General features: G+C 72.1%; 20 protein-coding genes and 1 tRNA gene. 13 read left to right on the top strand and 8 right to left on the bottom strand.

Annotation, left to right across the window (positions count from 1 at the left end; translation table 11 throughout):
- Positions 1 to 187: 187 nt before the first annotated feature.
- Complete coding sequence (locus ACFVST_RS08890; protein WP_390148300.1) at positions 188 to 1,480, top strand: class I SAM-dependent methyltransferase; 1,293 nt, start codon at positions 188 to 190, stop codon at positions 1,478 to 1,480.
- Positions 1,481 to 1,555: 75 nt separating this feature from the next.
- Here the strand turns inward: ACFVST_RS08890 and ACFVST_RS08885 are convergent, their stop codons facing one another.
- Both ACFVST_RS08885 and ACFVST_RS08880 read right to left on the bottom strand, forming a co-directional pair.
- Positions 1,556 to 4,093, bottom strand: a complete 2,538-nt coding sequence (locus ACFVST_RS08885) for an ABC transporter permease (protein ID WP_390148298.1) — start codon at positions 4,091 to 4,093, stop codon at positions 1,556 to 1,558.
- Positions 4,094 to 4,240: 147 nt separating this feature from the next.
- A complete protein-coding gene (locus tag ACFVST_RS08880; protein WP_390148296.1) occupies positions 4,241 to 5,041 on the bottom strand; it encodes an ABC transporter ATP-binding protein in 801 nt (266 codons plus the stop codon).
- Positions 5,042 to 5,601: 560 nt separating this feature from the next.
- Between ACFVST_RS08880 and ACFVST_RS08875 the strand changes: the two genes are divergently transcribed.
- Both ACFVST_RS08875 and ACFVST_RS08870 read left to right on the top strand, forming a co-directional pair.
- Positions 5,602 to 5,687: transfer RNA gene (locus ACFVST_RS08875), tRNA-Leu, on the top strand.
- A gap of 257 nt (positions 5,688 to 5,944) precedes the next feature.
- Positions 5,945 to 7,591 (top strand): hypothetical protein, encoded by a 1,647-nt coding sequence (locus ACFVST_RS08870; protein ID WP_390148295.1) that lies wholly within the window; start codon positions 5,945 to 5,947, stop codon positions 7,589 to 7,591.
- A gap of 135 nt (positions 7,592 to 7,726) precedes the next feature.
- On the opposite strand, the gene ACFVST_RS08865 is transcribed toward ACFVST_RS08870, so the two are convergent.
- Positions 7,727 to 7,996 (bottom strand): hypothetical protein, encoded by a 270-nt coding sequence (locus tag ACFVST_RS08865; protein ID WP_390148293.1) that lies wholly within the window; start codon positions 7,994 to 7,996, stop codon positions 7,727 to 7,729.
- A 271-nt stretch (positions 7,997 to 8,267) separates the two neighbouring features.
- Between ACFVST_RS08865 and ACFVST_RS08860 the strand changes: the two genes are divergently transcribed.
- Entirely contained in the window at positions 8,268 to 9,167 is a 900-nt protein-coding gene (locus tag ACFVST_RS08860) for a Bax inhibitor-1/YccA family protein (RefSeq protein WP_390148292.1), read from the top strand.
- Between the two features lie 173 nt (positions 9,168 to 9,340).
- Here ACFVST_RS08860 and ACFVST_RS08855 read toward each other — a convergent pair whose 3' ends face one another.
- A complete protein-coding gene (locus ACFVST_RS08855; RefSeq protein WP_390148290.1) occupies positions 9,341 to 9,571 on the bottom strand; it encodes a DUF4287 domain-containing protein in 231 nt (76 codons plus the stop codon).
- A gap of 128 nt (positions 9,572 to 9,699) precedes the next feature.
- Between ACFVST_RS08855 and ACFVST_RS08850 the strand changes: the two genes are divergently transcribed.
- Positions 9,700 to 9,981: a hypothetical protein gene (locus tag ACFVST_RS08850; protein ID WP_390148502.1), complete on the top strand. Its 282-nt coding sequence runs from the start codon at positions 9,700 to 9,702 to the stop codon at positions 9,979 to 9,981.
- Positions 9,982 to 10,039: 58 nt separating this feature from the next.
- On the opposite strand, the gene ACFVST_RS08845 is transcribed toward ACFVST_RS08850, so the two are convergent.
- The 3 genes from ACFVST_RS08845 to ACFVST_RS08835 form a co-directional block, all read right to left on the bottom strand.
- Positions 10,040 to 10,936 (bottom strand): hypothetical protein, encoded by an 897-nt coding sequence (locus ACFVST_RS08845; RefSeq protein ID WP_390148500.1) that lies wholly within the window; start codon positions 10,934 to 10,936, stop codon positions 10,040 to 10,042.
- Positions 10,937 to 11,307: 371 nt separating this feature from the next.
- A complete protein-coding gene (locus ACFVST_RS08840; protein WP_390148288.1) occupies positions 11,308 to 12,528 on the bottom strand; it encodes an acetyl-CoA C-acetyltransferase in 1,221 nt (406 codons plus the stop codon).
- Between the two features lie 172 nt (positions 12,529 to 12,700).
- Positions 12,701 to 13,750: an SGNH/GDSL hydrolase family protein gene (locus tag ACFVST_RS08835; protein ID WP_390148498.1), complete on the bottom strand. Its 1,050-nt coding sequence runs from the start codon at positions 13,748 to 13,750 to the stop codon at positions 12,701 to 12,703.
- A 185-nt stretch (positions 13,751 to 13,935) separates the two neighbouring features.
- Here ACFVST_RS08835 and ACFVST_RS08830 point away from each other — a divergent pair, with 185 nt between their 5' ends.
- A complete protein-coding gene (locus ACFVST_RS08830) occupies positions 13,936 to 15,315 on the top strand; it encodes a cystathionine beta-synthase (RefSeq protein WP_390148286.1) in 1,380 nt (459 codons plus the stop codon).
- A gap of 96 nt (positions 15,316 to 15,411) precedes the next feature.
- Here ACFVST_RS08830 and ACFVST_RS08825 read toward each other — a convergent pair whose 3' ends face one another.
- Positions 15,412 to 15,825, bottom strand: coding sequence for a hypothetical protein (locus ACFVST_RS08825; protein ID WP_390148284.1), 414 nt, complete (start codon positions 15,823 to 15,825; stop codon positions 15,412 to 15,414).
- A 179-nt stretch (positions 15,826 to 16,004) separates the two neighbouring features.
- Here ACFVST_RS08825 and ACFVST_RS08820 point away from each other — a divergent pair, with 179 nt between their 5' ends.
- From ACFVST_RS08820 to hutI, 7 genes are all read left to right on the top strand, one after another.
- Positions 16,005 to 16,766: a CDP-alcohol phosphatidyltransferase family protein gene (locus tag ACFVST_RS08820; protein ID WP_390148282.1), complete on the top strand. Its 762-nt coding sequence runs from the start codon at positions 16,005 to 16,007 to the stop codon at positions 16,764 to 16,766.
- 185 nt (positions 16,767 to 16,951) lie between these two features.
- Positions 16,952 to 17,794 carry a MurR/RpiR family transcriptional regulator gene (locus ACFVST_RS08815; RefSeq protein ID WP_390148280.1) on the top strand — a complete coding sequence of 281 codons (843 nt, stop codon included), beginning with the start codon at positions 16,952 to 16,954 and terminating at the stop codon, positions 17,792 to 17,794.
- A 79-nt stretch (positions 17,795 to 17,873) separates the two neighbouring features.
- Positions 17,874 to 18,464: a hypothetical protein gene (locus ACFVST_RS08810; protein ID WP_390148278.1), complete on the top strand. Its 591-nt coding sequence runs from the start codon at positions 17,874 to 17,876 to the stop codon at positions 18,462 to 18,464.
- Between the two features lie 86 nt (positions 18,465 to 18,550).
- Positions 18,551 to 20,209 carry a urocanate hydratase gene (gene hutU / locus ACFVST_RS08805; RefSeq protein WP_390148276.1) on the top strand — a complete coding sequence of 553 codons (1,659 nt, stop codon included), beginning with the start codon at positions 18,551 to 18,553 and terminating at the stop codon, positions 20,207 to 20,209.
- Between the two features lie 62 nt (positions 20,210 to 20,271).
- Positions 20,272 to 21,474, top strand: a complete 1,203-nt coding sequence (locus ACFVST_RS08800) for an allantoate amidohydrolase (protein ID WP_390148496.1) — start codon at positions 20,272 to 20,274, stop codon at positions 21,472 to 21,474.
- Positions 21,471 to 22,832 (top strand): formimidoylglutamate deiminase, encoded by a 1,362-nt coding sequence (locus ACFVST_RS08795; protein ID WP_390148274.1) that lies wholly within the window; start codon positions 21,471 to 21,473, stop codon positions 22,830 to 22,832. The genes ACFVST_RS08800 and ACFVST_RS08795 overlap by 4 nt, the downstream gene beginning before the upstream one ends.
- Entirely contained in the window at positions 22,829 to 24,073 is a 1,245-nt protein-coding gene (gene hutI / locus ACFVST_RS08790; RefSeq protein WP_390148272.1) for an imidazolonepropionase, read from the top strand. Before ACFVST_RS08795 ends, hutI begins: the two co-directional genes overlap by 4 nt.
- The last annotated feature ends 72 nt before the right edge of the window (positions 24,074 to 24,145 follow it).

Below are 24,145 nucleotides of genomic sequence, written 5' to 3'. Positions count from 1 at the left end.
CCGGGGGCAGCCGTCCGCCGCAGGTGAACGAGGTCCCGCCGGATCGCCCGCCACCCACCCGGCCGAATACATGCCCAATGCAGCTTGTTTTGCCGATCTGTGACACCGCAAGGGGACTGCGCAAGAGGGGCGTTGGTGTTCACATGGTGTCGGACCGATCCGGATCCCCCGATTACGGAGGTGTGTCATGCCAGACGCCGCACTGCGGCTGACCACACTCGTCGAGAGAATGCTGGGGGCCAGGCTCCCGGTACGCGTCCGCGCCTGGGACGGATCAGAGGCCGGACCCCCCGATGCCCCCGTACTCGTCATCCACCGCCGCCGCGCCCTGCGCCGCCTGCTGTGGAAACCGGGCGAACTCGGCCTGGCCCGCGCCTGGGTGGCCGGCGACATCGACGTGGACGGCGACCTCTACCGGGTACTGGACCTGATGGCCGGCCTCGTCTGGGAACGCGGCGAGGACGACACCGGTCTGCTCACCGCCCTGCGCGACCCTCAAGTACGCGCCGCGGCAAGGGGGTTCGCCGCCCTCGCCCGGCCCCTGCCGCCCCCGCCGCCGCCCCCCGAGGAGATGCGCCGGCCCGGCCGCGGCCACCTCCACACCCGCCGCACCGACAAGAAGGCCGTCAGCCACCACTACGACGTCGGCAACGACTTCTACGAACTCGTCCTCGGCCCGTCCATGGTGTACTCCTGCGCCTACTGGACCGCCGGCGGCACCCTGGAGTCCGCCCAGCGCGACAAGCTCGACCTGATCTGCCGCAAACTCGACCTGCGCCCCGGGATGCGCCTGCTGGACGTGGGCTGCGGCTGGGGCTCCATGGTGCTGCACGCCGCCCGCGAGTACGGGGTCCGCGCCGTCGGCGTCACCCTCTCCGCGGAGCAGGCCGCCCACGCCCGCAAGCGCGTCGCCGACGAAGGCCTCACCGACCGCGTCGAGATCCGCGTCCAGGACTACCGCGACGTGAGCGACGGCCCCTACGACGCGATCTCCTCCATCGGCATGGCCGAACACGTCGGCCACGCCCGCTTCCTGGAGTACGCCCGCGCCCTGCACGCCCTGCTGAAACCCGGCGGCCGGCTCCTCAACCACCAGATCGCCCGCCGCCCCCAGCAGGACGAAACCGCCTACCACGTGGACGAGTTCATCGACGCCTACGTCTTCCCCGACGGAGAACTGGCACCCGTCGGAGACACCCTCGGCCTGCTGGAGCGCGCCGGCTTCGAAGTACGGGACATGGAGTCGCTGCGCGAGCACTACGCCCTCACCCTGCGCCGCTGGGTCGCCAACCTGGAGGCCCACTGGGACCGGGCGGTCCACCTCACCAGCCCCGGCCGCGCCCGCGTCTGGCGCCTCTACATGGCGGCCTCCGCGCTCGCCTTCGAACGCAACCGGATCGGCGTCAACCAGCTCCTCGCCGTCCGCACCCCCGAGTCCGGCGAATCCGGCACGCCCCTGCGGCTGCGCACCTGGAACTGACGCGCCCGCCGCACCACGCCGTCGGGGCCCGTCCCACCGGACGGACCCCGACCGCAGCACCCAACTCCCCGGCCGCTACTCGGACTTGATCGCCGCCAGCATGTTCAGCCGGGCCGCGCGCCGCGCCGGCCACAGCGCCGCCAGCACCCCGACCAGCGCGGCCAGCAGCAGGAACAGCGCCATCCGGGCCCACGGCACGACCAGCTCGTAGGTGGGCATCTCGCTGCCCATCAGACGGCCCGCGGCCCAGCCGAAGAACAGTCCCAGGCCCACCCCGAGCACCCCGCCGAGCAGCGAGATCACCACCGACTCCAGCCGCACCATCCGCTTCACCCCGCGCCGCTCCAGACCGATGGCCCGCAACATGCCGATCTCCTGGGCGCGTTCGAAGACCGACATGGCCAGCGTGTTGATCACGCCGAGGACCGCCACCACCACGGCCATCGCCAGCAGCCCGTACAGCATGTTCAGCATCAGCGTGAACGTCTGCGCGATGCTCTCGGACACATCCTTCTTGTCCTGCACCAGCACCGCCGGATTGTCGCCCAGCGCCTTCTCCAGCCGGTCCTTCACCGCCGCCGAGGCACCGCCGTCGGCCTTCACCATGACCTGCATGTCCCCGGGGGTGCGCTGGTGCGGTGTCAGCGTGGCGTTGTCGACGAGGATCCCGTTGAGCATCTCGTTGCCGTCATAGACACCGGCCACCGTCAGCCGCTCCTTGCCGCCGTCCTCGAACGACCCGGTGAACCGGTCCCCGACGTGCCAGCCGTGCTCCTTCGCGGTCTTCTCGTCCACCACCACGTTCCGGCCGCCCACCGTGAACCTGCCGTCGCGCACCGGCAGATCGGTCAGCTGGCCGATCGTCTCCCCGCGCACCCCGATCAGATACCGGGACTCGCCCTCGACGCGTGCCGGGGCGTCCCGCAGCGGGCTGGTCGCCGTGACCCCTTCGGTCGCCGCCAGCTTCTTCTCCACATCGGGGGAGAGGCGCTCAAGGTTCGCCATCGACACCATGTAGTCCGCCTTCAGCGCGGACGTCGCCATCTTGTCGATCGACTGCTGCGCACTGCCCGCGATCACCGTGAGCCCCGTGATCAGCGTCAGACCGATCATCAGCGCGGACGCCGTCGCCGCCGTACGCCGCGGATTGCGCACCGCGTTCTGCCGGGCCAGCCTCCCCGGCGTCCCGAACCACCGCACCACCGGCCCCGAAGCCGCGATCAGCGGCCGCGACAGCAGCGGCGTCAGCACGAACACCCCGATCACCAGCAGCGCCGCACCCAGCCCCAGCAGCGCCTGCCCCGATGAGCCCTCCATGGCGGACGCGGCCAGCGCCACCGCCACCCCGGCCGCCGTGAACAGCGCACCGATCGTGTTCCGCAGCACCAGCGAACGGGCCGTGGGCGCCGCATGGACACTGCTCATCGCGGCCACCGGCGGCACCTTTGCCGCCCGCCGCCCCGGCAGCCAGGCCGCGAACACCGTCACCAGCACACCGACGGACAGCGCCGCGGCCACCGTGCCGCCCGACACCACCAGCGGCCCGTCCGGCACCGAAGCACCGAACGACCCCACCAGGGACCGCAGTCCGGCACCGATCCCGATCCCCGCGAGCAGCCCCGCGACGGCCGCGACCGCACCCACCACCAGCGCCTCCACCAGCACCGAGCGGGTCACCTGACGGCGGGACGCGCCCACCGCACGCAGCAGGGCCAACTCCCGGGTGCGCTGCGCCACCAGCATGGTGAAGGTGTTGGCGATGATGAAGACACCCACGAACAGCGCGATCCCCGCGAACACCAGCAGACTCGTCTTCATACTGCTCATCGACGAGGCGATGGACCGCGCCTGGTCGTCGGAGAGCTGACGGCCCGTGGTGGTCTCCGCCAGGTCCTTCGGCAGCGCCTTGTCGACCGCCGACTTCAGCGCCTCCTGCCCGGTGCCGGGGGCCGCCGCCACATCGATCTCGTCGAAGCGGCCGCTCTTGTGGAAGACGTGCTGCGCGGTCGCCGTGTCGAACAGGGTGAGGCTGCCGCCCGCCGCCACATTGCCGTCGTCCGTGGTGAAGACACCACTGACCTTCGGCGTCAGCACCGGCCCGTCCACCGAGATCCGCACCGTGTCCCCGACGCGGTAGCCGGCCCGCTCCGCGGTCTTCGCGTCGAGGGCGACCTCCCCCGCGCCGTGCGGTGCCCGCCCCTGCTCCATCGGATAGCGCGGATCCGAACCGCCCTTGCCCGCCCAGTAGTTGGCGCCCTGCGACTGGAAACCGCCGCCGACGAGCTTGCCGTGCCGGTCGGCCACCGCGGTGAAGCCGCCGACCACACCGACCGCCGAACGCGCCCCCGGCACCGCCGCCAGCCGCTCCCGCAGCCTGGGCGTCAGCCGCGTCTCCTCCGACAGCCGGTCCCCGCGGTCCGGGGGGTACACCGGTGTCACAGCGACGTCGACCTGGTCGAACCCCTTCGCCGAACTGCGCTGGAGGGCGTCGGAGACGGTGTTGGTGAAGACGAGGGTGCCGGAGACGAAGGCCACACCGAGCATCACGGCGAGCACGGTCATCAGCAGCCGCGCCTTGTGCGCAAGCACGTTGCGCAGGGCGGTACGGAACATGTCAGGAGGTCCTGGAGACAGGCGGCAGCACTACGGCGGCCACGGAAGGCGGCAGCGGCGACGGGCGCAGGCGCGCGCGGCCGCTCGGAGGGCAGGCGGAAAGACGGGACGGACAGAGGCAGGGGACGGAGGGGCGGGCGGGACCGGTCAGGCGCTGGGCTCGGCGGGGGCCGGGGCCGCGGGGGCACCGCCGCTGCCCGGCAGGCTCCGCATCCTGTCCAGCACCGCGTCCGCCGTCGGCGCCTTCAACTCGTCCACGATCCGCCCGTCGACGAGGAAGACGACCCGGTCCGCATAGGTGGCGGCCACCGGGTCATGGGTGACCATCACCACGGTCTGCCCCATCTGCCGCACCGAGTTGCGCAGGAAGCCGAGGACCTCGGCGCCGGACCGGGAGTCCAGATTGCCGGTCGGCTCGTCACCGAAGATGATCTCCGGCTGGGAGGCCAGCGCCCGTGCCACCGCCACCCGCTGCTGCTGACCGCCGGAGAGCTCCGCCGGCCGGTGGCTCAGCCGGTCCGCGAGCCCCACCATGCTGGTGACGCTGTCCAGCCACTCCTTGTCCGGCTTGCGCCCCGCGATGTCCATCGGCAGCGTGATGTTCTCCCGCGCGGTCAGCGTCGGCAGCAGATTGAACGCCTGGAAGATAAAACCGATCTTGTCCCGCCGCAGCCGCGTCAGTTGCTTGTCCTTCAGCGAGGCCAGCTCGGTGTCGCCGATCCGCACCGAACCGGACGAGAAGTCGTCCAGCCCCGCCACACAGTGCATCAGCGTGGACTTGCCCGAACCCGACGGACCCATGATCGCGGTCAGTTCGCCCTGACGGAAGTCGACCGAGACCTGGTCCAGGGCGACCACCCGGGTCTCCCCCTCACCGAAGACCTTGGTCAGCTCGGTGGCGCGGGCCGCCACGGCGGTGGCCGGCCGGGCGAAGTCAGTGGTGCTCACGTGGGGACGCTCCTGTCGTGCGGTGCCGGGGACGGTGGCCCCGCCGCCGGGCTCCCGTGGTGGCGAGTCCCGCGGCCGGACCCTCCCCATGGTTCCTGCCCGGCCCGCGCCTCCACGTCACCCGCAACTCCCCTTTCCGGGACAGACTCCGGTCGCACCGGGCCCCGCCGAGTCATACCTGCGGAGGACCCACCCACCAGACCTGCGTAGCACCCCGGGCGGCCGGGTCGGTCGGGGCGGCTCGCGGAGGGCGCCCCGGAGCACACCCGGCGCACCTCCGCCGTACTCGTGGCACACCCGGCGCACAGCCCCCGCCGGCACCCGCGGATCGTGCTCCCTGTGCGCCGGATCGGGCGACGGTGAATTCTCGTCAATCCCTGTCCTGTTCCCTCTGGAACGGCGGAGCCCGCTCAGAGGTGTGGCCAGCGGTGTGACATGATCTGACGCACTCTCAGGCCTCAATAAAATAAGACAACATCGGTTCAACGCCCCGGTGTTAGGCCTGAGCCCCCCGCTAGGCTCCACGATGGATCATCTAGTGAGGTGACACCCGCGCCCCGGCCCGGATGGTGGAATGTAGACACGGCGAGCTTAAACCTCGCTGCCCCCTCGGGGCGTACCGGTTCAAGTCCGGTTCCGGGCACCATCGTTACCCGCGGAGCCGGACGCGAACGATGACGGGGCACACCACCGGATCCGACCCGCGGATCCCACCGCCCTTGCGAGGCGCTCCGTCCAACTCCCTTACGGACAAAGCCAGTTACCGCAGTCCCTGCTTTTCACAGGTGGGCCCGCTGATGGGTCTTCGGGCCCTGGACGTGGGTCCCCGTGCTGTCGCTACCGTGCCGAGGCCGGGGTGGCTCCGCTCCGGTGACGCGAGCGAGCCACGGCGAGGTGACGGGTGTGAGACGCAGCGAGCGGCTACGCCGCGACATACGGACGAGCACCGGTCAGGGGGCGGTCGAGTACCTGGCCATACTGGGCGTCGTCGTACTGGTGGTGGCCGGGATCGCCGGTGCCACGCTCGGCGGTGACATCGCCACCTCCGTGCACCGGCAGATCTGCCGCATCGTCACCTCGGGAGGGGACAGCCGCTGCGCCGATGATAACGATGTCGCCAACGACGGTACCGGGGACGGCAGTTCGGTACGCAGGGCCGCGTCCGACGGTGACGACACCCTCCGGCGGGCCACCGCGCCCAAGGGGGAGGACCCCGAGACGTCGTCCGGTAGATCGGCCAAGTCCGGGGAGAAGGACGGCAGTTCGGACAAGGGTGAGGGCAACGCGCTGCCCAGCCTCTGCTTCGAGCCGCGGGAGCGCTCCTCCCACTCCAGTGTCTCCGTACCGGGCAACGGCCCCCTCAGCACGGCAGCCGCCTGGGGCTACTCCTGGCTGGTCAACTTCGTCATCGACAAGGTCGACAACGAGAAGAACAAGGAGAAGCGGGTCAAACTGGCGCTGGACGACCTCGCCTACTGTATGCCGGACTACAACATCGTCATCGCCCAGCCCCACGAGGGGAACCTCCAGGAGATGGACGGCACCGCCCTGGTCGAGACGGTCGAGATCAGCGGCACCACCTACCGCGTCTACGCCTTCAAGAGCGGCAAGTTCACCTGGGCCGACGACGCGGACCTCGGCTGGAAGAACCGTGCCTTCCGCGGGGTGTACGACATCAGCGACGACCGCCGTACCGTCACCTTCCACCAGCCGCCGCACCCCGAGCGGAAGAAGGGCTGGAAGCCGGGCGACGAGGGCTGCCAGGTCGAAGGGGTCGAACTCCCCGACCGCAGCCGCTACTACAACACCTACTCGCCGCTGGACGACGAGGGTTCGACCCAGGCGGTGCGGATGCTGGTGAACGACCTGCGCCGCTGCTACCCCGACTACAACGTGGTCGCCATGCACTCCGAGCAGGACTCGCACTGGGTCGACGAGCCCGACTCCTTTGTCCACAAAGGCCGTTACCGGCTGAACTCCAACGAGTACACCGAGGACGAGGAGGGCGACGACATCGCCTCCGGCCGTGCCGTCTTCGACGTCTACGTCTTCGACAAGGGCACCTTCAAGAACGACGGCGACGGCGGCCACACCAACTGGGCCTACTACGGGAACGCCACCCGCGACGGAATGGAGGCGACCTTCGAGAAGCCGGAGCCCGCCGACCTGGACGCCGATTCCATGCCCACCGGCGAGAACACCGTCCACTTCGACGACGAGACGCCCAAGTACACCGAGGGGAAATACCCGGGCACCGACTACGACGGCAAAGTGCCGGGCGACAAGGCCGAGTTGACCCATTCCCTGCTCGACGAGTACGGCAGCGCCTTCCCCGGCAAGAACATCATCACCGCCAAATCCTTCAACGACCTCTCCTTCTCCGGGGTCTCCGGTCTGGAGCATCTGGCCACCGTCGACGGGGTGGACGTCTTCGCCCTCGACTCGGGGACCATCAGGACCCACGGCGACGGCGGTTGGAAGAACTGGGGCTTCACCGGGGACTTCGACTACGACGAGGACTCCAAGACGGTCACCTTCAAGGAGAGGTGAGGCACCCGGCACCTTGCCGCCGGTGTGGCTGCCGCAGCGGCTGTCGGGAACGGCTGATTCTGATGGTGTGTCCCGCCCCGGGAACTGTGCCAACTGGGCTCTCTCAGCCCCCAGTTGACGCCCCGTCGGCCCGGCTCAGGTTCGATCCGGCGGGCCGCCGGCCGCCTGGCACTCGGGGCAGGCGCCGCGCGGGGTGCGCGGATCGCGGGGCTGAGGGGGCGTGCGGGCGGGGCGCGGCGTGGCGGACTCACGGGCGACCGCCGCCGACCATTCGGTGATCAGCCGTTCGTAGCGCCGCCGTTGCTCGGTGGTGAGGCGGCCGGCCGCGCGCCGCCAGAGTGCGCGGATCTCCTCGTTGACCACGGCGGCTGAGCGCACATCGGTGGACTCGGGAGGAGTGGGCATGATGTGAAGTTTACGGGTGAACCAGTGAAGCTGAAGTGAAGGGACCCGGAAATCAGGAACAGAGGCCCAGGTCAACGGCTTTTCCGGCCAACCGGGTCCGCGAACGCCACCCCCGCTGGCGCGCCCTGGGCCGGAGGGGGAATCATCGTGCCCCACCACGGGTTCCGGGTCACAGGAGGAAAAAGATCCTCCCCAGGCAGTAGGGTCGCCCCTTTGCCTACCCATTACTCTTGAGCGCAAGGCCCACGCACGGTGGTGATGGAGGAGTGACATGAGGAGCAGCAACCCGGTCTTCTCGAGGCGGGGGTTCAGTCGAGACAACGGCTACGCCGGTTTCCACACGGCGCCGCAGACCGGGGGCCCCGCTGCCGGTACGCAGGGCAGCCCGTACGCGGGCGGCAACCCGTACGCCCAGGCACCCGCCAACCCCTACGCGAACCCGTACGGCCAGGTGCAGGGGGCGCCGCCGCAGGCCCCCGCCGGTGCCGGGCGGATGACGATGGACGACGTGGTGATGCGTACCGCCACCACGCTCGGCATCCTCATCGTGACCGCGGCGATCGCCTGGGCCACGCTGCCCGTGGACGACGCCAACCTCAAGCGCTCGTACGGCATCGCCATCGGCGCGGGGCTGATCGCGATGGTGCTGGGCTTCGTCCAGTCCTTCAAGCGCAAGGCCAGCCCGCCGCTGATCCTGGCGTACGCGGCATGTGAGGGCGTCTTCCTCGGCGTGATCTCCAGCGTCGTGGACAACCGCATCGCGAGCGGCGCCGCCATGCAGGCCGTGATCGGCACCATGGCCGTCTTCGTCGGCGTCCTCGTCGCCTACCGGGCCGGCTGGATCCGCGTCAACCGCCGCTTCTACGGCTTTGTGATGGCCGCCGCGATGGGCTTCCTGCTGCTGATGGCGGTCAACCTGCTCTTCGCGGTCTTCGGCGGCGGCGACGGCCTCGGCTTCCGCAGCGGCGGCCTCGGCATCGCCTTCGGCATCCTCGGCGTACTGCTCGGCGCCTGCTTCCTCGCCCTGGACTTCAAGCAGGTCGAGGACGGCATCGCCTACGGCGCGCCCCGCGAGGAGTCCTGGCTGGCGGCCTTCGGGCTGACGATGACCCTGGTCTGGATCTACATGGAGTTCCTGCGCCTGATCGCCATCCTCCAGGGCGACAACTAGCGCACCCCGCCCGGCGGTTGGACCGCAGCCGGGCACGCGGCTCGACCCACACGGCCGCCGCGGCACCTCGACTCCGAGGCGCCGCGGCGGCCGTTCCATGTGGGTCCGCACGCCGCACGGGCGGACCGGCGGTGCCGCGTGGCAGCACGCAACTGCCGTACGGCTCAGTGGAGTTACTGGAACTTGCGCGCGGCCCGCCGCAGATCGTGTTCGTGGATGATCGCTTTCGCGTGCCCGTAGGCGAGGTTGTGCTCGGTGCGCAGCCAGCTCACCTTCTCTTCGAACCGGAAGAGTGCGGGGCCCTCGTCCACGGCGTGCAGCCAGTCCGCGATCTCGCGGCCGGTGCACTCCGGAATCCGGGCCAGCATGTTCTGGTGTGTCTGCTCGGAGAAGACCTGGGACATCGGCGCCTCCGGACGCATTCGATGTGTACCTTTTCCGCCACCGTGCCTGACCCTCCCGGCGTTGGCAACAGTCCGCACCGGACGCATAAGGTCACCAGGTGCCCGACACCACACCTCTCACCGCCGCCGTGGACCACTTCGCCGACCGGCTGCGGGCCGCCCCGCAGAGCCGCCTCCAGCGCGGGGCCGCCGCCGAGGCGCTGGCGCTGGCCAGGGAACTCTCCCGGTGGGCGCAGCGCATCGAGAGCCCCGGTTGTCCCCCGCGGGAGATGCCGGACGCCGGAATGTTCGCCGCTGCGGACCAGCTCACCGTGGCCGGCGCCGACCTCGCCGTCGTACTGACCCTCCCCGACGAGGTGGCGCGCGCCGCGGCCCTGGTGGAGCAGGCACGCGAACGCGCCGGAGTCTGACACTCCGGCGCGCGGTGGGACGGCCTCCTCGGGTCCCGGAGGCTTCGGGTTTCGGGCTTCAGGGGGACGCGATGACGCGGTCCGCCAGGATGTACACGTTCCGGGTGCCGAAGGAGAAGGTCAGCGCATAGGCGCCGGAGACCCCGGAGCCGCCCACCAGTACCGGCGCCTCACCGCCGCGCACCGCCTCGGCCAGTTGCTGCGCCGTCTCCCGGTGGCCCGGCGTCATACAGAGCGTGGTGCCGTCCTCGAAGACATACACATCGAGGGTGCCCAGCGGCCCGGGGCGCACATCGGCGAGGGCGGTGCCGGAACGGGCCAGGTCCTCCAGGCAGTTCACGGTGCGCTCATGGTCCCCGCCGGGCGCACCGGAGGGGTGCGGGACGAAGTCGGGGTGCGAGGGGTGGCGGCGGCGGGCCGCGGCCAGCTCGGCGGACTCGGCACCCTCCTCCTCGGCGCTCTCCGCGTGCTCGGCGACCGGCTCCAGGAAGCCGAAGGCCCCCAGCCGTTCGGCGTCCGCGGCGTCCGCGGCGCCCTCGATGCCGTCGAGTTTCTGCAGGTCCTGGAGTTCGGACAGCTCGGCGAACTCGGAGGCGTCCTGGCCGGCGAGCCCCAGGAAGTCGGACTGGCGCGGCAGATACAGCTCGTCGCCGGGCAGGCCCAGGATCGACGGGGCGTCGGAGGCGTCCCGTGTCTCCTGCGCGGCCCAGAACGCTCGGGCCTCCGCCATCTCCCGCTCCCGCTCCTCGGCCAGGGCTTCGGCGACGGCGGTGCGTATCGCCTCGCCGTCGCCGGTACTGCGGGCGGCGGGGACGTGGGGGCGGGTCGCGGCGGAGTGGGCGACGACCTCGGTGTGCAGTGCGGCGATCTGCTTGCGGAGCCCGTGTACCGCGTACAGGGCGGCGCCACTCACGGCCGTGGCGGTGGCCGTGGTGAACAGCAGGGCGATAGGCATGGCGCTCACTGACGTTCTCCCGGTTTCAAGTCGACCCCCGACTTCCTACATCAGCTTGAAGCCCGGACTAACCGCCTGTCAGTGCATTACGTCACGAAAGGGACAGGTCTTTCGGCCCGGCATCCACCCCGGTCTTCCGCCGCCCCCGTGCTGAGCTGCGCATACCGACCTCCCCCAGGGGGTTGGTCACATCCTGGGGGAGATTCCATCACGAATGGGTGCCACGAGAGCGGCCGTACGACCGCGATTCCAAAGGCTCCCCGCCGCGCCTCAGCTCAGCCGCGTATCTCTTGTGGTCGCGTTCCGCTTCGGCTTCGCTGCGGGCGGGTGCCGCCTTCGTTCCTCAGGCGACCCCCACCCTCCGCTGCGCCTCAGCTCAGCCGCTCGATGATCATGGCCATGCCCTGGCCGCCGCCGACGCACATCGTTTCCAGGCCGAACTGCTTGTCGTGGAACTGGAGGCTGTTGATCAGCGTGCCGGTGATGCGCGCCCCCGTCATACCGAAGGGGTGGCCGACGGCGATCGCGCCGCCGTTGACGTTCAACCGGTCCAGGTCGATGCCCAGTTCCCGGTAGGAGGGGATGACCTGGGCGGCGAAGGCCTCGTTGATCTCCACCAGGTCGATGTCGCCGATACCGAGGCCGGCCCGGGCCAGCGCCTGCTTCGACGCCTCCACCGGACCCAGCCCCATGATCTCGGGGGAGAGGCCGGAGACACCGGTGGAGACGATCCGGGCCAGCGGGGTAAGACCCAGCTCGCGGGCCTTGGTATCGCTCATGACGACCAGTGCGGCGGCGCCGTCGTTGAGCGGGCAGCAGTTGCCCGCGGTGACCAGCCCGTCCGGGCGGAAGACCGGCTTCAGACCGCTGACGCCCTCCATGGTGACCCCGGCCCGCGGCCCGTCGTCCCCGCTGACCACGGTGCCGTCGGGCAGCGTCACCGGGGTGATCTCCCGCTCCCAGAAGCCGTTGGCGATGGCCTGCTCGGCGAGGTTCTGCGAGCGCACCCCGAACTCGTCCATCTCGGCGCGGGTCACCCCCTTGAGCCGGGCCAGATTCTCCGCGGTCTGCCCCATGGCGATGTACGGGTCGGGCAGCAGGCCGTCCTCGCGCGGGTCGTGCCAGTCGGCGCCCTCGGACTCGGCGACGGCCGCGGTACGGGCCTCGGCCTCGGCGAAGAGCGGGTTGTGGGTGTCGGGCAGGGTGTCCGAGTTGCCCTTGGCGAAGCGGGACACCATCTCCACACCGGCCGAGATGAACACCTCGCCCTCCCCGGCCTTGATGGCGTGCATCGCCATCCGGCTGGTCTGGAGCGAGGAGGAGCAGTAGCGGGTGATGGTGCAGCCCGGCAGGCGGTCCAGGCCCATCTGGACAGCGACGATCCGGCCCAGGTTGTTGCCCTGCTCGCCGCCGGGCAGACCGCAGCCGAGCATCAGATCGTCGATGTCCCGCGGGTCGAGACCGGGGACCTTGGCCAGCGCGGCCTGGATCACGGTGGCGGTGAGGTCGTCCGGCCGCAGCTCCTTCAGTGAGCCCTTGAAGGCGCGGCCGATGGGGGAGCGGGCGGCTGAGACGATCACGGCTTCGGGCATCACGGCTCCTGGCAGGTGAGGGGGGAAGGGGGAGGCGGCGGCAGGGGACGAGCTGGAAGTTACCCGTACGTAGCGCCGTCGTCACGCCTGCGATGGTGTGACTCCGACCGCACCGGCCCGCCCGGTCGCCCCGCCGGGCGGACGGGGACGGCGGGGCGGGCGGCGGATGGGGTCATGGCGCCGGGCGGGGGGCGTCGGAGGTGGGGGCCGGGGCGTCGGTGGGCGGGAGGCGGCGCCGGCGGCGGCGCTTCAGCAGGGCCCAGGGTCCGCGCGGCCCGCTCGGCATGGCGGCCGTGACCTCCGTACCGCCCTCGCCCGCTGCCTCCGCGGCGGCGCGGGCCACCGGCAGGAAGCCCTCGCGGCGGGTCACATCGGGCCGCTCCTCCTCCGGCCACACCCCGAGCGCCGCGCAGAGCGTCGGCAGGACCGCCATCGCCGCCGTCGCATAGCCCTCGGCCGAGGGGTGGTAGTTGTCCGGGCCGAACAGTTCGCGCGGGTTCGCCGCGAACTCGGGGCCCAGCAGATCGCCCAGCGACACCGTCCGCCCGCCCTGCTCCACCACGCCGATGGTCTGCGCGGCGGCCAACTGCCGGGAGGCCCGCCGGGCCAGCCACCGCAGCGGCTGCGCCACCTGCTCGATGGTGCCGAGATCCGGGCAGGTGCCGACGACCACCTCGGCCCCCGCGGTCCGCAGTCGCCGTACCGCCGCCGAGAGGCAGCGCACCGAGCGGGTGGCGGGCATCCGGTGGGTGACGTCGTTGGCGCCGATCATCACCACGCACACATCGGGCACCCAGCGCGGGTCGGCGAGGATCTCGCTCACCTGCCGGTCCAGGTCGTCGGAACGGGCGCCGGACAGGGCCGCGTTGCGCAGCTCCACCGGGCGTTCCGCGACCGCGGCGAGGCCGGAGGCGAGCAGCGCGGCCGGGGTCTGCCGGGCCCGGTGCACGCCCTGCCCGGCCGCCGTCGAGTCCCCCAGCATGGCGAAGCGCAGCGGCTCCGCACCGGCCGGGAGCCCGGCCAGGGCGCGGCCGTAGAAGCCGTTGGTACGCGGTGGCCGCGGGTCCTCGCCGCCGTGGTTGCCCACCCGGTGCTTGGCCAGCTCGGCCTCGGCCAGCAGCAGCCCCACCGCGGCCACTCCCACCAGTCCGGCCCCGCCGCCGCCGTATGCGGCGCCCGCGGCGATCCGCCGCGCCACCCTCGCCCTCGACATCTCCCGCACCCACCTCCCGGCCCGGCCGTCCTCGTACATCAACTCACTGCCCCATACAGGTGGTGCACCAACCGCCTGCGGAGGGTGAAGCTCGGGCCGTGGATCTCTCGGGGAAGACCGGTCCGGGGGCACCGCGGCTCGTTAGGCTGCACGCGACCATCTCTTTTTCACATTCAGGGCGGCCGGAGACCACGGTGCACTTCCACGAATCGATGATCAGCCTCGTCGGCGACACCCCGCTGGTGAAGCTCAACCACGTCACCTCGGGCATCAGGGCGACCGTCCTGGCCAAGGTCGAGTACTTCAACCCGGGTGGCTCGGTGAAGGACCGGATCGCGCTGCGGATGATCGAGGCCGCCGAGGAGAGCGGCGAGTTGCGGCCGGGCGGCACCATCGTCGAGCCGACCAGCGGCAACACCGGCGTCGGCCTGGCGATCGTGGCCCAGACGAAGGGCTACAAGTGCATCTTCGTCTGCCCGGACAAGGTCTCCACCGACAAGATCAACGTGCTGCGGGCGTACGGCGCGGAGGTCGTGGTGTGCCCGACGGCGGTCGACCCGGAGCACCCCGACTCGTACTACAACGTCTCCGACCGGCTGGTGCGGGAGACGCCCGGGGCGTGGAAGCCGGACCAGTACAGCAACCCCAACAACCCGCTCTCCCACTACCACTCCACCGGGCCGGAGCTGTGGAAGCAGACCGACGGCCGGATCACCCACTTCGTGGCGGGCGTCGGCACCGGCGGCACCATCACCGGCACCGGCCGCTACCTCAAGGACGCCAGCGACGGCCGGGTGCGGGTGATCGGCGCCGACCCGGAGGGCTCGGTGTACTCCGGCGGCTCCGGGCGGCCGTACCTGGTGGAGGGCGTCGGTGAGGACTTCTGGCCCACCGCCTACGACCGGAGCGTCGCCGACGAGATCGTCGCCGTCTCCGACAAGGACTCCTTCCAGATGACCCGCCGCCTCGCCAAGGAGGAGGGCCTGCTGGTGGGCGGCTCCTGCGGGATGGCGGTCGTCGCGGCCCTGCGGGTGGCGGAGCGCCTCGGCCCGGACGACGTGGTGGTGGTCCTGCTCCCGGACAGCGGCCGCGGCTACCTCAGCAAGATCTTCAACGACGAGTGGATGAACGACTACGGCTTCCTCGACGAGGGCGGCGACCAGCCCCGCGTCGGCGACGTCCTCTCCCGCAAGGAGGGCGCCATGCCGTCCCTCGTCCATATGCACCCGGAGGAGACCGTCGGCCAGGCCATCGAGGTGCTGCGCGAGTACGGCGTCTCGCAGATGCCGATCGTGAAGCCGGGCGCGGGCCACCCCGATGTGATGGCCGCCGAGGTCATCGGCTCGGTGGTGGAGCGCGAACTGCTCGACGCCCTCTTCACCCAGCGGGCCGAGCTGGGCGACCCGCTGGACCGCCATATGTCGCCGCCGCTGCCCCAGGTCGGCTCCGGCGAGCCGCTGGCGGACCTGATGTCGGTACTGGAGCGGGCCGACGCGGCGATCGTCCTGGTCGACGGCCGCCCCACCGGCGTCGTCAGCCGCCAGGACCTCCTGGCCTACCTGGCCCGAAGCTGACCCACCCCGGCCCCGCCGCACCCGGCCCCGCCGCACCGGACGCGACGGGGCCGGTACCGGGAGCCGTACGCCAACTCCCCCCAGGGCAGGGCCCGTTCACTCCTCCCAGTCGGAGGCCGGGCGGTCGGGGCGGAGGCGGAGGGTGCCGCGGTAGGCCTGGGCGGCGTTGACTCCGACGATGCCCAGCCAGGACACCACCAGGCCGGCGAGGCCCGTCTGGACCGCGGCGATCGCGGACAGCGGGATCGCCAGGATCAGGGTGATCACGGCGAAGCCGAACCGCTCGCCCCAGGAGTCCGCCGACTGCGGCTGCTGCGCGCCGCGCGCCACCACCAGTTGCTGCTCGGCGAGTTGGCGCCGCACCCGGCGCTCCACCGCGCTGTCCAGACGCTGGTCCACCTTCTCCATGAAGGAGTCGACCAGCGCCGAGTCGTAGTCATCGCCGAGGTCCCTGCGGGCGTGCAGGGTCGCGTCGAGGTCCTTCTTGAGATCGGTGTCAGAAGCGTCCATGCCGTTCACGGTACGGATCGGCGGCGCCCCGGACAGTGGGGCTAACCCCCCTCTTCGCCCTGCGGAGGACCGCCGCCGCACCCGGAACGGCTCTGCGTCATGCTTACCCCTGCACCCGCCGGGCGTGGGACGCCGAGGCAGGGGCGGGTGCCACCGGTGCGACAGGAGAGAATCACCAGATGACCAGGGTCCAGCTCGACGAACTGCGCCATGTGATCCACCCCCCGGGCAAGCTCGACAGCCGGGCGGAGCACTGGGCCGGCCGTCTCTACATGCGGGCCGTCTCACTGCGGGTGACCCGGCTGCTGCTGCCCACCCGGATCTCGCCCAACCAGCTCACCGTGGTCATGGTGGTGGCCGGGGTGCTGTCCGGTGCCGCGCTGCTGGTACCGGGCCTCGGCGGCGCGGTGCTCGCCGTCGTCTTCATGCAGCTGTATCTGCTGCTGGACTGCGTCGACGGTGAAGTGGCGCGCTGGCGCCGCCAGTTCAGCCCGCTCGGCGTCTATCTGGACCGGCTCGGCGCCTATCTCGCGGACGCCGCCGTCATGATCGGCATGGGTTTCCGCGCCTCCTCCCTGGGCCTCGACTGGTATGTGGTCGCCGGTCTCGCCGCGGGCATCGGCGTACTGCTGCTGAAGAGTTCCTCGGACCTGGTGCATGTGGCGCGGGCCGACAGCGGGATGGAGAAGGCGTCCGACCAGTCCGTGGTGCCGCGGGCCGCGGGGCTCGCCCGGCTGCGCCGGCTGGCGTCCTCGGTGCAGATCCACCGCGTCTGCAACGGCATCGAGGCCACCCTGGTGCTGCTGGTGGCCGCGGTCGCCGACGCGGCGCTGGGCGGGATGGCGGTGACCCGGGTGTGTGTGGTGGTGATCACCGCGGTGGTGTGGCTGCTGGTCCCGGCGCACATCGTGTCGATCGTGGCCTCGTCCCGCCTGAAGTAGGCCAGCGGAGGTGGGGCGCCGGGGCGGCGTCTCGGCGGTCTCTGTTGCCCCGGGTGCATACCTTCATGCAGAGTGCTTGCAGTCTGAATAGTCCGTGCGTAGCGCGGGAGTCCGTGCGTAGCGCGGGAGTCCGTGCGTACCGCTGGAGGCCGGGCCTTCCGCGGGGGCCGGGAGGGGAGCCCACCATGACCGTCGCCGACAGTCCCGCCCGGCGGCTCCAGGCGCTCTTCGAGGGCCACCGCCTCACCCCCACCCAGCGCCGGATCGCGCACAGCATGGTGCGCCGGGCCGCCGATGTGCCGTTCCTGTCCAGCGTGGAACTGGCCGAACTGGCCGGGGTCAGCCAGCCCTCCGTGACCCGCTTCGCCGTCGCCCTCGGCTTCGACGGCTACCCGGCGCTCCGCCGCCACCTGCGCGACACCGCCCCGCAGCGCCCGCCCGCCGAGGAGTCCGCGGGCAACGCCTACCAGCAGGCCGTCGCCGCCGAGATCGACAACCTCCGGCACCTCGCCGAGGTGCTGGCCCACCCCGGCCCGGTCGAGGAGGCCGGGAGGCTGCTTGCCGCCTCCCGCCCGCTGCCGGTCCTGGGGCTGCGGGCCGCCGCCGCCCAGGCCTTCGGCTTCGCCTACTTCGCCGCCAAGGTCCACCCCGACGTCCGGCTGCTGGACGAGGGCGGCAGCATGTTGGCGGACCGTATCGACGCGGCGGCCCGGGCCGGTGCCAGTACGCTGCTCTGCTTCGCGCTGCCCCGGTATCCGCGCGAGGTGGTCGACGCGCTGGACCACGCGCGGGCCGCCGGGCTCACCGTCGTCACCGTCGCGGACAGCGCTTTCGCGCCGGTGGCCAAGGCCTCGGATCTGCTGCTTCCGGCGGCGGTCGGCACCGGTCTCGCCTTCGACACGGCCTGTGCGCCGATGCTGCTGGGGCGGGTCCTGATGGAGGCCATGTGCGACGAACTCCCCGACGCCCAGGCCCGGTTGGAGGAGTTCGACGCCCGCGCCGCGGCCCGGCAACTCTTCGCCGAGTAGCTCTCACCCCGCGCCGGTTCCGGGTAGGAACGGGTGGCAGGCCGGCGGACCGCGCGGGCCGTTCCATCCGGGGGGAACCATGTCGCAGCGGAAGTACCCGTCGCCACGGTGGCGGTTGGCGCGCGGACGGCTGCTCTGGGCGGGCGTGACTGTCTTCCTGGTCGCAGCGTCGGGCGCCGCGTACCTCCTTGTCCGGGCGCAACTGCCGGAGGTGGGCGCCGGGTTGTACTGGCTGTTCGCGGCCGGCGGGGTGCCGGCGCTGATGATGGCCGCCTTCAGCGTGCTCCACTGCCGCCGGCTGCCCGCGATCGATCCCGTCGCCCGCACCGCCCGCGTCACCGGCATCACCCGCCACGAGGAGGAGCCGGACACGGTGCGGGTCCGGGTGCAGGGGAGGGACGGCGAGTTCCTCACCGTGCTCGCCGACCACATCCACCCCGATCACGAGCACCGCTTCGCGGCCGGCTCGGAGTGGCAGGTGTACGTCTTCGAGCGGAGCCGTGACCGCGTCCTGCTCGCCGAGCGGCACGAGGACGCACTGCGCCAGGGCTGGAACCTCGGCGGTCTGCGGATGGCCGACGAGAACGGCGGCTCGACCGGGTACGGCTCCGAGCTGCCGGCCTGGGGATTCCGGCGCCCGGCCGGCGGCCCCGACCCCACTGTTGACTAGCTCTATTCATGCCGCCAAGATGTGAATAACATCGAACGCCGATCGTCCACACCGCCGAGTGCCGGCCGGCACGCGAGGAGGCAACCATGACAGGACCGCGGCCCGTACGAGCACCGCGCGGCACCGGACTCAGCGCCCTGGGCTGGCAGCAGGAAGCCGCCCTGCGGATGCTGCAGAACAATCTGGACCCCGAGGTCGCCGAGCACCCCGACAAGCTCGTCGTCTACGGCGGCACCGGCAAGGCGGCCCGCGACTGGCGCTCGTTCGACGCCATGGTCCGCACCCTGCGCACCCTCAAGCAGGACGAGACCATGCTCGTCCAGTCCGGCCGCCCGGTCGGCGTGATGCAGACCCACGAGTGGGCCCCGCGCGTCCTCATCGCCAACTCCAACCTGGTCGGAGACTGGGCGAACTGGGAGGAGTTCCGGCGCCTGGAGCAGCTCGGCCTGACCATGTACGGGCAGATGACGGCCGGTTCCTGGATCTACATCGGCACCCAGGGCATCCTCCAGGGCACCTATGAGACCTTCGCCGCCGTCGCCGCGAAGAAGTTCGGCGGCACCCTGGCCGGCACCGTCACCCTCACCGCGGGCCTCGGCGGCATGGGCGGCGCCCAGCCGCTCGCCGTCACCATGAACGACGGCGTCGCCCTCTGCATCGACTGCGACCCGCGCGCCATCGAGCGCCGTATCGAGCACCGCTACCTGGACGTCAGGGCCGACAACCTCGCCCACGCCCTCCAGCTCGCCACCGAGGCCCGCGACCAGCGCCGGCCGCTCTCCATCGGCCTGCTCGGCAACGCGGCCGAACTGCTGCCGCGGATGCTCGCCGAGGGCGCCCCGATCGACATCGTGACGGACCAGACCTCCGCCCACGACCCGCTCGCCTACCTGCCCGTCGGCGTCGACTTCGACGACATGGCCGACGCCGCCGCCAAGGACCCGGCCGGATTCACCCGGCGCGCCCGCGAGTCCATGGCACGGCACGTCGAGGCCATGGTCGGCTTCATGGACGCCGGAGCCGAGGTCTTCGACTACGGCAACTCCATCCGCGGCGAGGCGCAACTCGCGGGCTACGAGCGGGCGTTCGCCTTCCCCGGCTTCGTCCCCGCGTACATCCGGCCGCTGTTCTGCGAGGGCAAGGGCCCGTTCCGCTGGGCCGCGCTGTCCGGCGAGGCCTCCGACATCCACAAGACGGACCGGGCGATCCTCGACCTCTTCCCGGAGAACGAATCGCTGCACCGCTGGATCAGGATGGCCGGCGAGCGCGTCCACTTCCAGGGCCTGCCCGCCCGCATCTGCTGGCTCGGCTACGGCGAACGCGACCAGGCCGGTGAGCGCTTCAACGACATGGTGGCCTCCGGCGAACTCCAGGCCCCGCTCGCCATCGGCCGCGACCACCTCGACTGCGGCTCCGTCGCCTCCCCGTACCGCGAGACCGAGGCCATGCTCGACGGCTCCGACGCCATCGCGGACTGGCCGCTGCTGAACGCCATGGTCAACGTCGCCTCCGGCGCCTCCTGGGTCTCCCTGCACCACGGCGGCGGCGTCGGCATGGGCCGCTCCATCCACGCCGGGCAGGTCTCCGTCGCCGACGGCACCAGGCTCGCCGGGGAGAAGATCCGCCGCGTCCTCACCAACGACCCGGGCATGGGCGTCATCCGCCATGTCGACGCCGGCTACGACATCGCCGAGACCGTCGCCGACGAGCGCGGCGTGCGGGTACCGATGCGGGAGGGCGAGTGAGCGCCCCGTCACCAGCCACCGGGAACCCGCGCCGGCCGGCGGCGACCCAGGACTTCACGGCGATGTGGCGGGACCTCCAGCCCCTCGGCCGTGACCAGCGCTCCGGCGGATACCGGCGCTACGCCTGGACGTCCGCCGACGCCGACTGCCGGGCGTGGTTCAGGGCGCAGGCCGAGTCCCGCGGCCTGCACTGCGAGCTCGACCGCAACGGCAACCAGTGGGCCTGGCTCGGTGACCCGAGCGCCGGGCGGGCCGTCGTCACCGGCTCCCATCTGGACTCGGTACCCGACGGCGGCGCCTTCGACGGACCCCTCGGCGTGGTCTCCGCCTTCGCCGCGCTGGACGAACTCCGCTCCCGCGGCGCCGAGTTGACCCGCCCCCTGGGCATCGTCAACTTCGGTGACGAGGAGGGCGCCCGCTTCGGCCTCGCCTGCGTCGGCTCCCGCCTCACCGCGGGCGCCCTCACCCGCGAGCAGGCCTTCGCCCTGCGCGACGGCGACGGGCTCACCCTGCCCGCCGCGATGGAGGCCGCCGGACACGACCCGGAGGCCATCGGCCCCGCCCCGGAGCGGCTCGCCCGTATCGACGCCTTCGTCGAACTCCATGTGGAGCAGGGCCGCGCCCTGGACCTGTCCGGCGACCCGGTCGGCCTCGCCTCCGCGATCTGGCCGCACGGCCGCTGGCGGTACGACTTCCACGGCGAGGCCAACCACGCCGGCACCACCCGCCTGGTGGACCGCCGCGACCCCATGCTCGGCTACGCGGAGACCGTGCTCGCCGCCCGCCGGGAAGCCGAACTCGCCGGTGCCGTCGCCACCTTCGGCAAGATCGCGGTGGAACCCAACGGCGTCAACGCCATCCCCTCCCTCGTGCGCGGCTGGCTCGACTCCCGCGCCCCGGACCAGGACACCCTGGACACCGTGGTCGGCGCCGTGCAGGCCGCCGCCCGCGAGCACGCCGACCGGCACGGGCTCCGACTCGACGTGGTACGCGAGTCGTTCACGCCCGTGGTCGACTTCGCCGACAGCCTCCGCGACGAACTCGGCCGGCTCCTCGCCCCGGACGGCGCGCCCCCCGTACCGGTCCTCGGCACCGGCGCGGGACACGACGCCGGGATCCTCTCCGGCCGCATCCCGACCGCCATGCTGTTCGTACGCAACCCCACGGGCGTCTCCCACTCGCCGGCGGAGCACGCCGGAGAGGACGACTGCCTCGCCGGGGTACGGGCACTCGCCGACGTACTGGAAGGGCTGGCCTGCACGTGACTGCCACCGAGCGGACCCGGACGTACTGGTTGGAGCACGCCTGGCTGGGCAGCCGGGTCGAACCGGGGGTGGTGCTGGAGGAGGCGGACGGCCGGATCACCGCCGTCCGCACCGACGTCGCCACCCCGCCACCGGGCGCGGTCGCCCTGCGCGGACTGACCCTGCCCGGCCTCGCCAACGCCCACAGCCACGCCTTCCACCGGGCGCTGCGCGGCACCGTCCAGGTCGGCTCCGGTACTTTCTGGACCTGGCGCGAGGTCATGTACTCGGTCGCCGACCGGCTCACCCCGGACAGCTACCACCGCCTGGCGCGCGCCGTCTACGCCGAGATGGCGCTCGCCGGGATCACCGCCGTCGGCGAGTTCCACTATCTGCACCACGCGCCCGGCGGTCGCCGCTACGACGACCCCAACGCCATGGGGGAGGCGCTGATCGCCGCCGCGGACGAGGCCGGTATCCGCATCACCCTCCTCGACACCGCCTATCTCTCGTCCGGTTTCGGCACCCCGCCCGATGTGCACCAGCAGCGCTTCAGCGACGGCACCGCCGAGGCCTGGGCCGAGCGCGCCGCCCTGCTGAAGGACCGCGACCACGCCCGTATCGGCGCCGCCGTCCACTCCGTACGGGCCGTGCCCGCACGGGAGTTGGCGACCGTGGCCGGGTGGGCCGAGCGGCGCCAGGCGCCGCTGCATGTACACCTCTCGGAGCAGACCGCGGAGAACGACGCCTGCCACGAGGCGCACGGCTGCACCCCGGCGCGACTCCTCGCCGACCACGGCGTGCTGGGGCCGCGCACCACCGGCGTCCACAACACCCACCTCACCGACGACGACATCCGGCTGATCGGCGGCTCGGGCACCGGCACCTGTATGTGCCCCACCACCGAACGCGACCTCGCCGACGGCATCGGCCCGGCGCCCGCCCTCCAGCGGGCCGGCAGCCCGCTCTCCCTGGGCAGCGACAGCCACGCCGTGATCGACCTGCTGGAGGAGGCCCGCACCATGGAGCTGCACGAGCGGCTCCGCACCCGCCGCCGCGGCCACTGGACGGCCGCCGCCCTGCTGCGCGCCGCCACCGCCGACGGGCACGCCGCACTGGGCTGGCCCGACGCGGGCGTCCTGGAGGCCGGTGCCCGCGCCGACTTCACCACTCTGGCGCTGGACACCGTGCGCACCGCGGGACCCGAGCCCCGTCTCGGCGCGGAGACCGCGGTCTTCGCGGCGACCGCGGCCGATGTACGGCACACCGTCGTGGCGGGCCGGCAGGTGGTCCGGGACGGGACGCACACCACCGTGCCCGATGTGCCCTCGGCGCTGGCCGGGGCGATCGCCGCACTGAGCGGAGACAAGGACCTATGAGCACCCCACCCGGGCCGTCAGCGCACCCCGGAGCCCACGGCCCGGACGCCCCCGCCGCCACGGCCCCCGGCTCCACTCTCGCCCTCACCAACATCGGCACCCTCGTCACCAACTCCCCCTCGCACGGCGATGGTTCGCCCCTCGGTCTGATCCGGGACGCGGCCGTGGTGCTGGACGGCGACCGCGTCGTCTGGACAGGTGCCTCCAGCAAAGCACCCGCCACTGACAACCACCTCGACGCGGGCGGCCGGGCCGTGCTCCCCGGCTTCGTCGACTCCCACTCGCACCTGGTCTTCGGCGGCGACCGCACCGAGGAGTTCAACGCCCGGATGACCGGCCGCGCCTACTCCGCGGGCGGCATCCGCACCACCGTCGCCGCCACCCGCGCCGCCTCCGACGCCGAGCTGGAGGCCAACCTCGCCCGGCATCTGCGCGAGGCCCTGCGGCAGGGCACCACCACCTTCGAGACCAAGTCCGGCTACGGCCTGAGCGCCGGCCAGGAGGAGCGGGCGCTGCGCATCGCGGCCCGCCACACCGACGAGGTCACCTTCCTCGGCGCCCACATCGTGCCCCCGGAGTACGCCGACGACCCCGACGGCTATGTGTCCCTCGTCACCGGCGAGATGCTCAACGCCTGTGCCCCGCACGCCCGTTGGGTGGACGTCTTCTGTGAGCGCGGCGCCTTCGACGGCGACCAGGCGCGCGCGATCCTCACCGCGGGCGCCTCCAAGGGCCTGGTACCGCGGGTGCACGCCAACCAGCTCGGCCCGGGCCCCGGCGTACAGCTCGCGGTGGAGCTGGGCGCGGCCAGCGCCGACCACTGCACCCACCTCACCGACGCCGATGTGGCGGCGCTGGCCGGCTCGGACACGGTGGCCACCCTGCTGCCCGGCGCCGAGTTCTCCACCCGGGCCGAGTGGCCCGACGCCCGGCGGCTGCTGGACGCGGGCGCCACCGTGGCCCTCTCCACCGACTGCAACCCCGGCTCCTCCTACACCTCCTCGGTGCCGTTCTGTATCGCGCTGGCGGTACGCGACATGGGGATGACCCCGGACGAGGCGGTGTGGTCGGCGACCGCGGGCGGGGCGGCGGCCCTGCGCCGCACCGATGTGGGCCGCCTCACCCCCGGCGCCCGCGCCGACCTGCTGCTGCTGGACGCGCCCAGCCATGTCCACCTCTCCTACCGGCCAGGGGTGCCGCTGGTCTCGGCGGTGTGGCGGGCGGGCGAGCGGGTGGCCTGAGCCTGAGCAATCCGGAGCCCCGGCCGTACGCGCAGCGGCCCGGCTCCCTCCCGCTTCGAGTGGGAGGGAGCC

This window comes from Streptomyces sp. NPDC058045 (genome assembly GCF_042885635.1).
Classification (GTDB): domain Bacteria; phylum Actinomycetota; class Actinomycetes; order Streptomycetales; family Streptomycetaceae; genus Streptomyces.
Note: the sequence above shows the minus strand (reverse complement) of the source record. Positions and strands in the feature narration are given on the sequence as shown.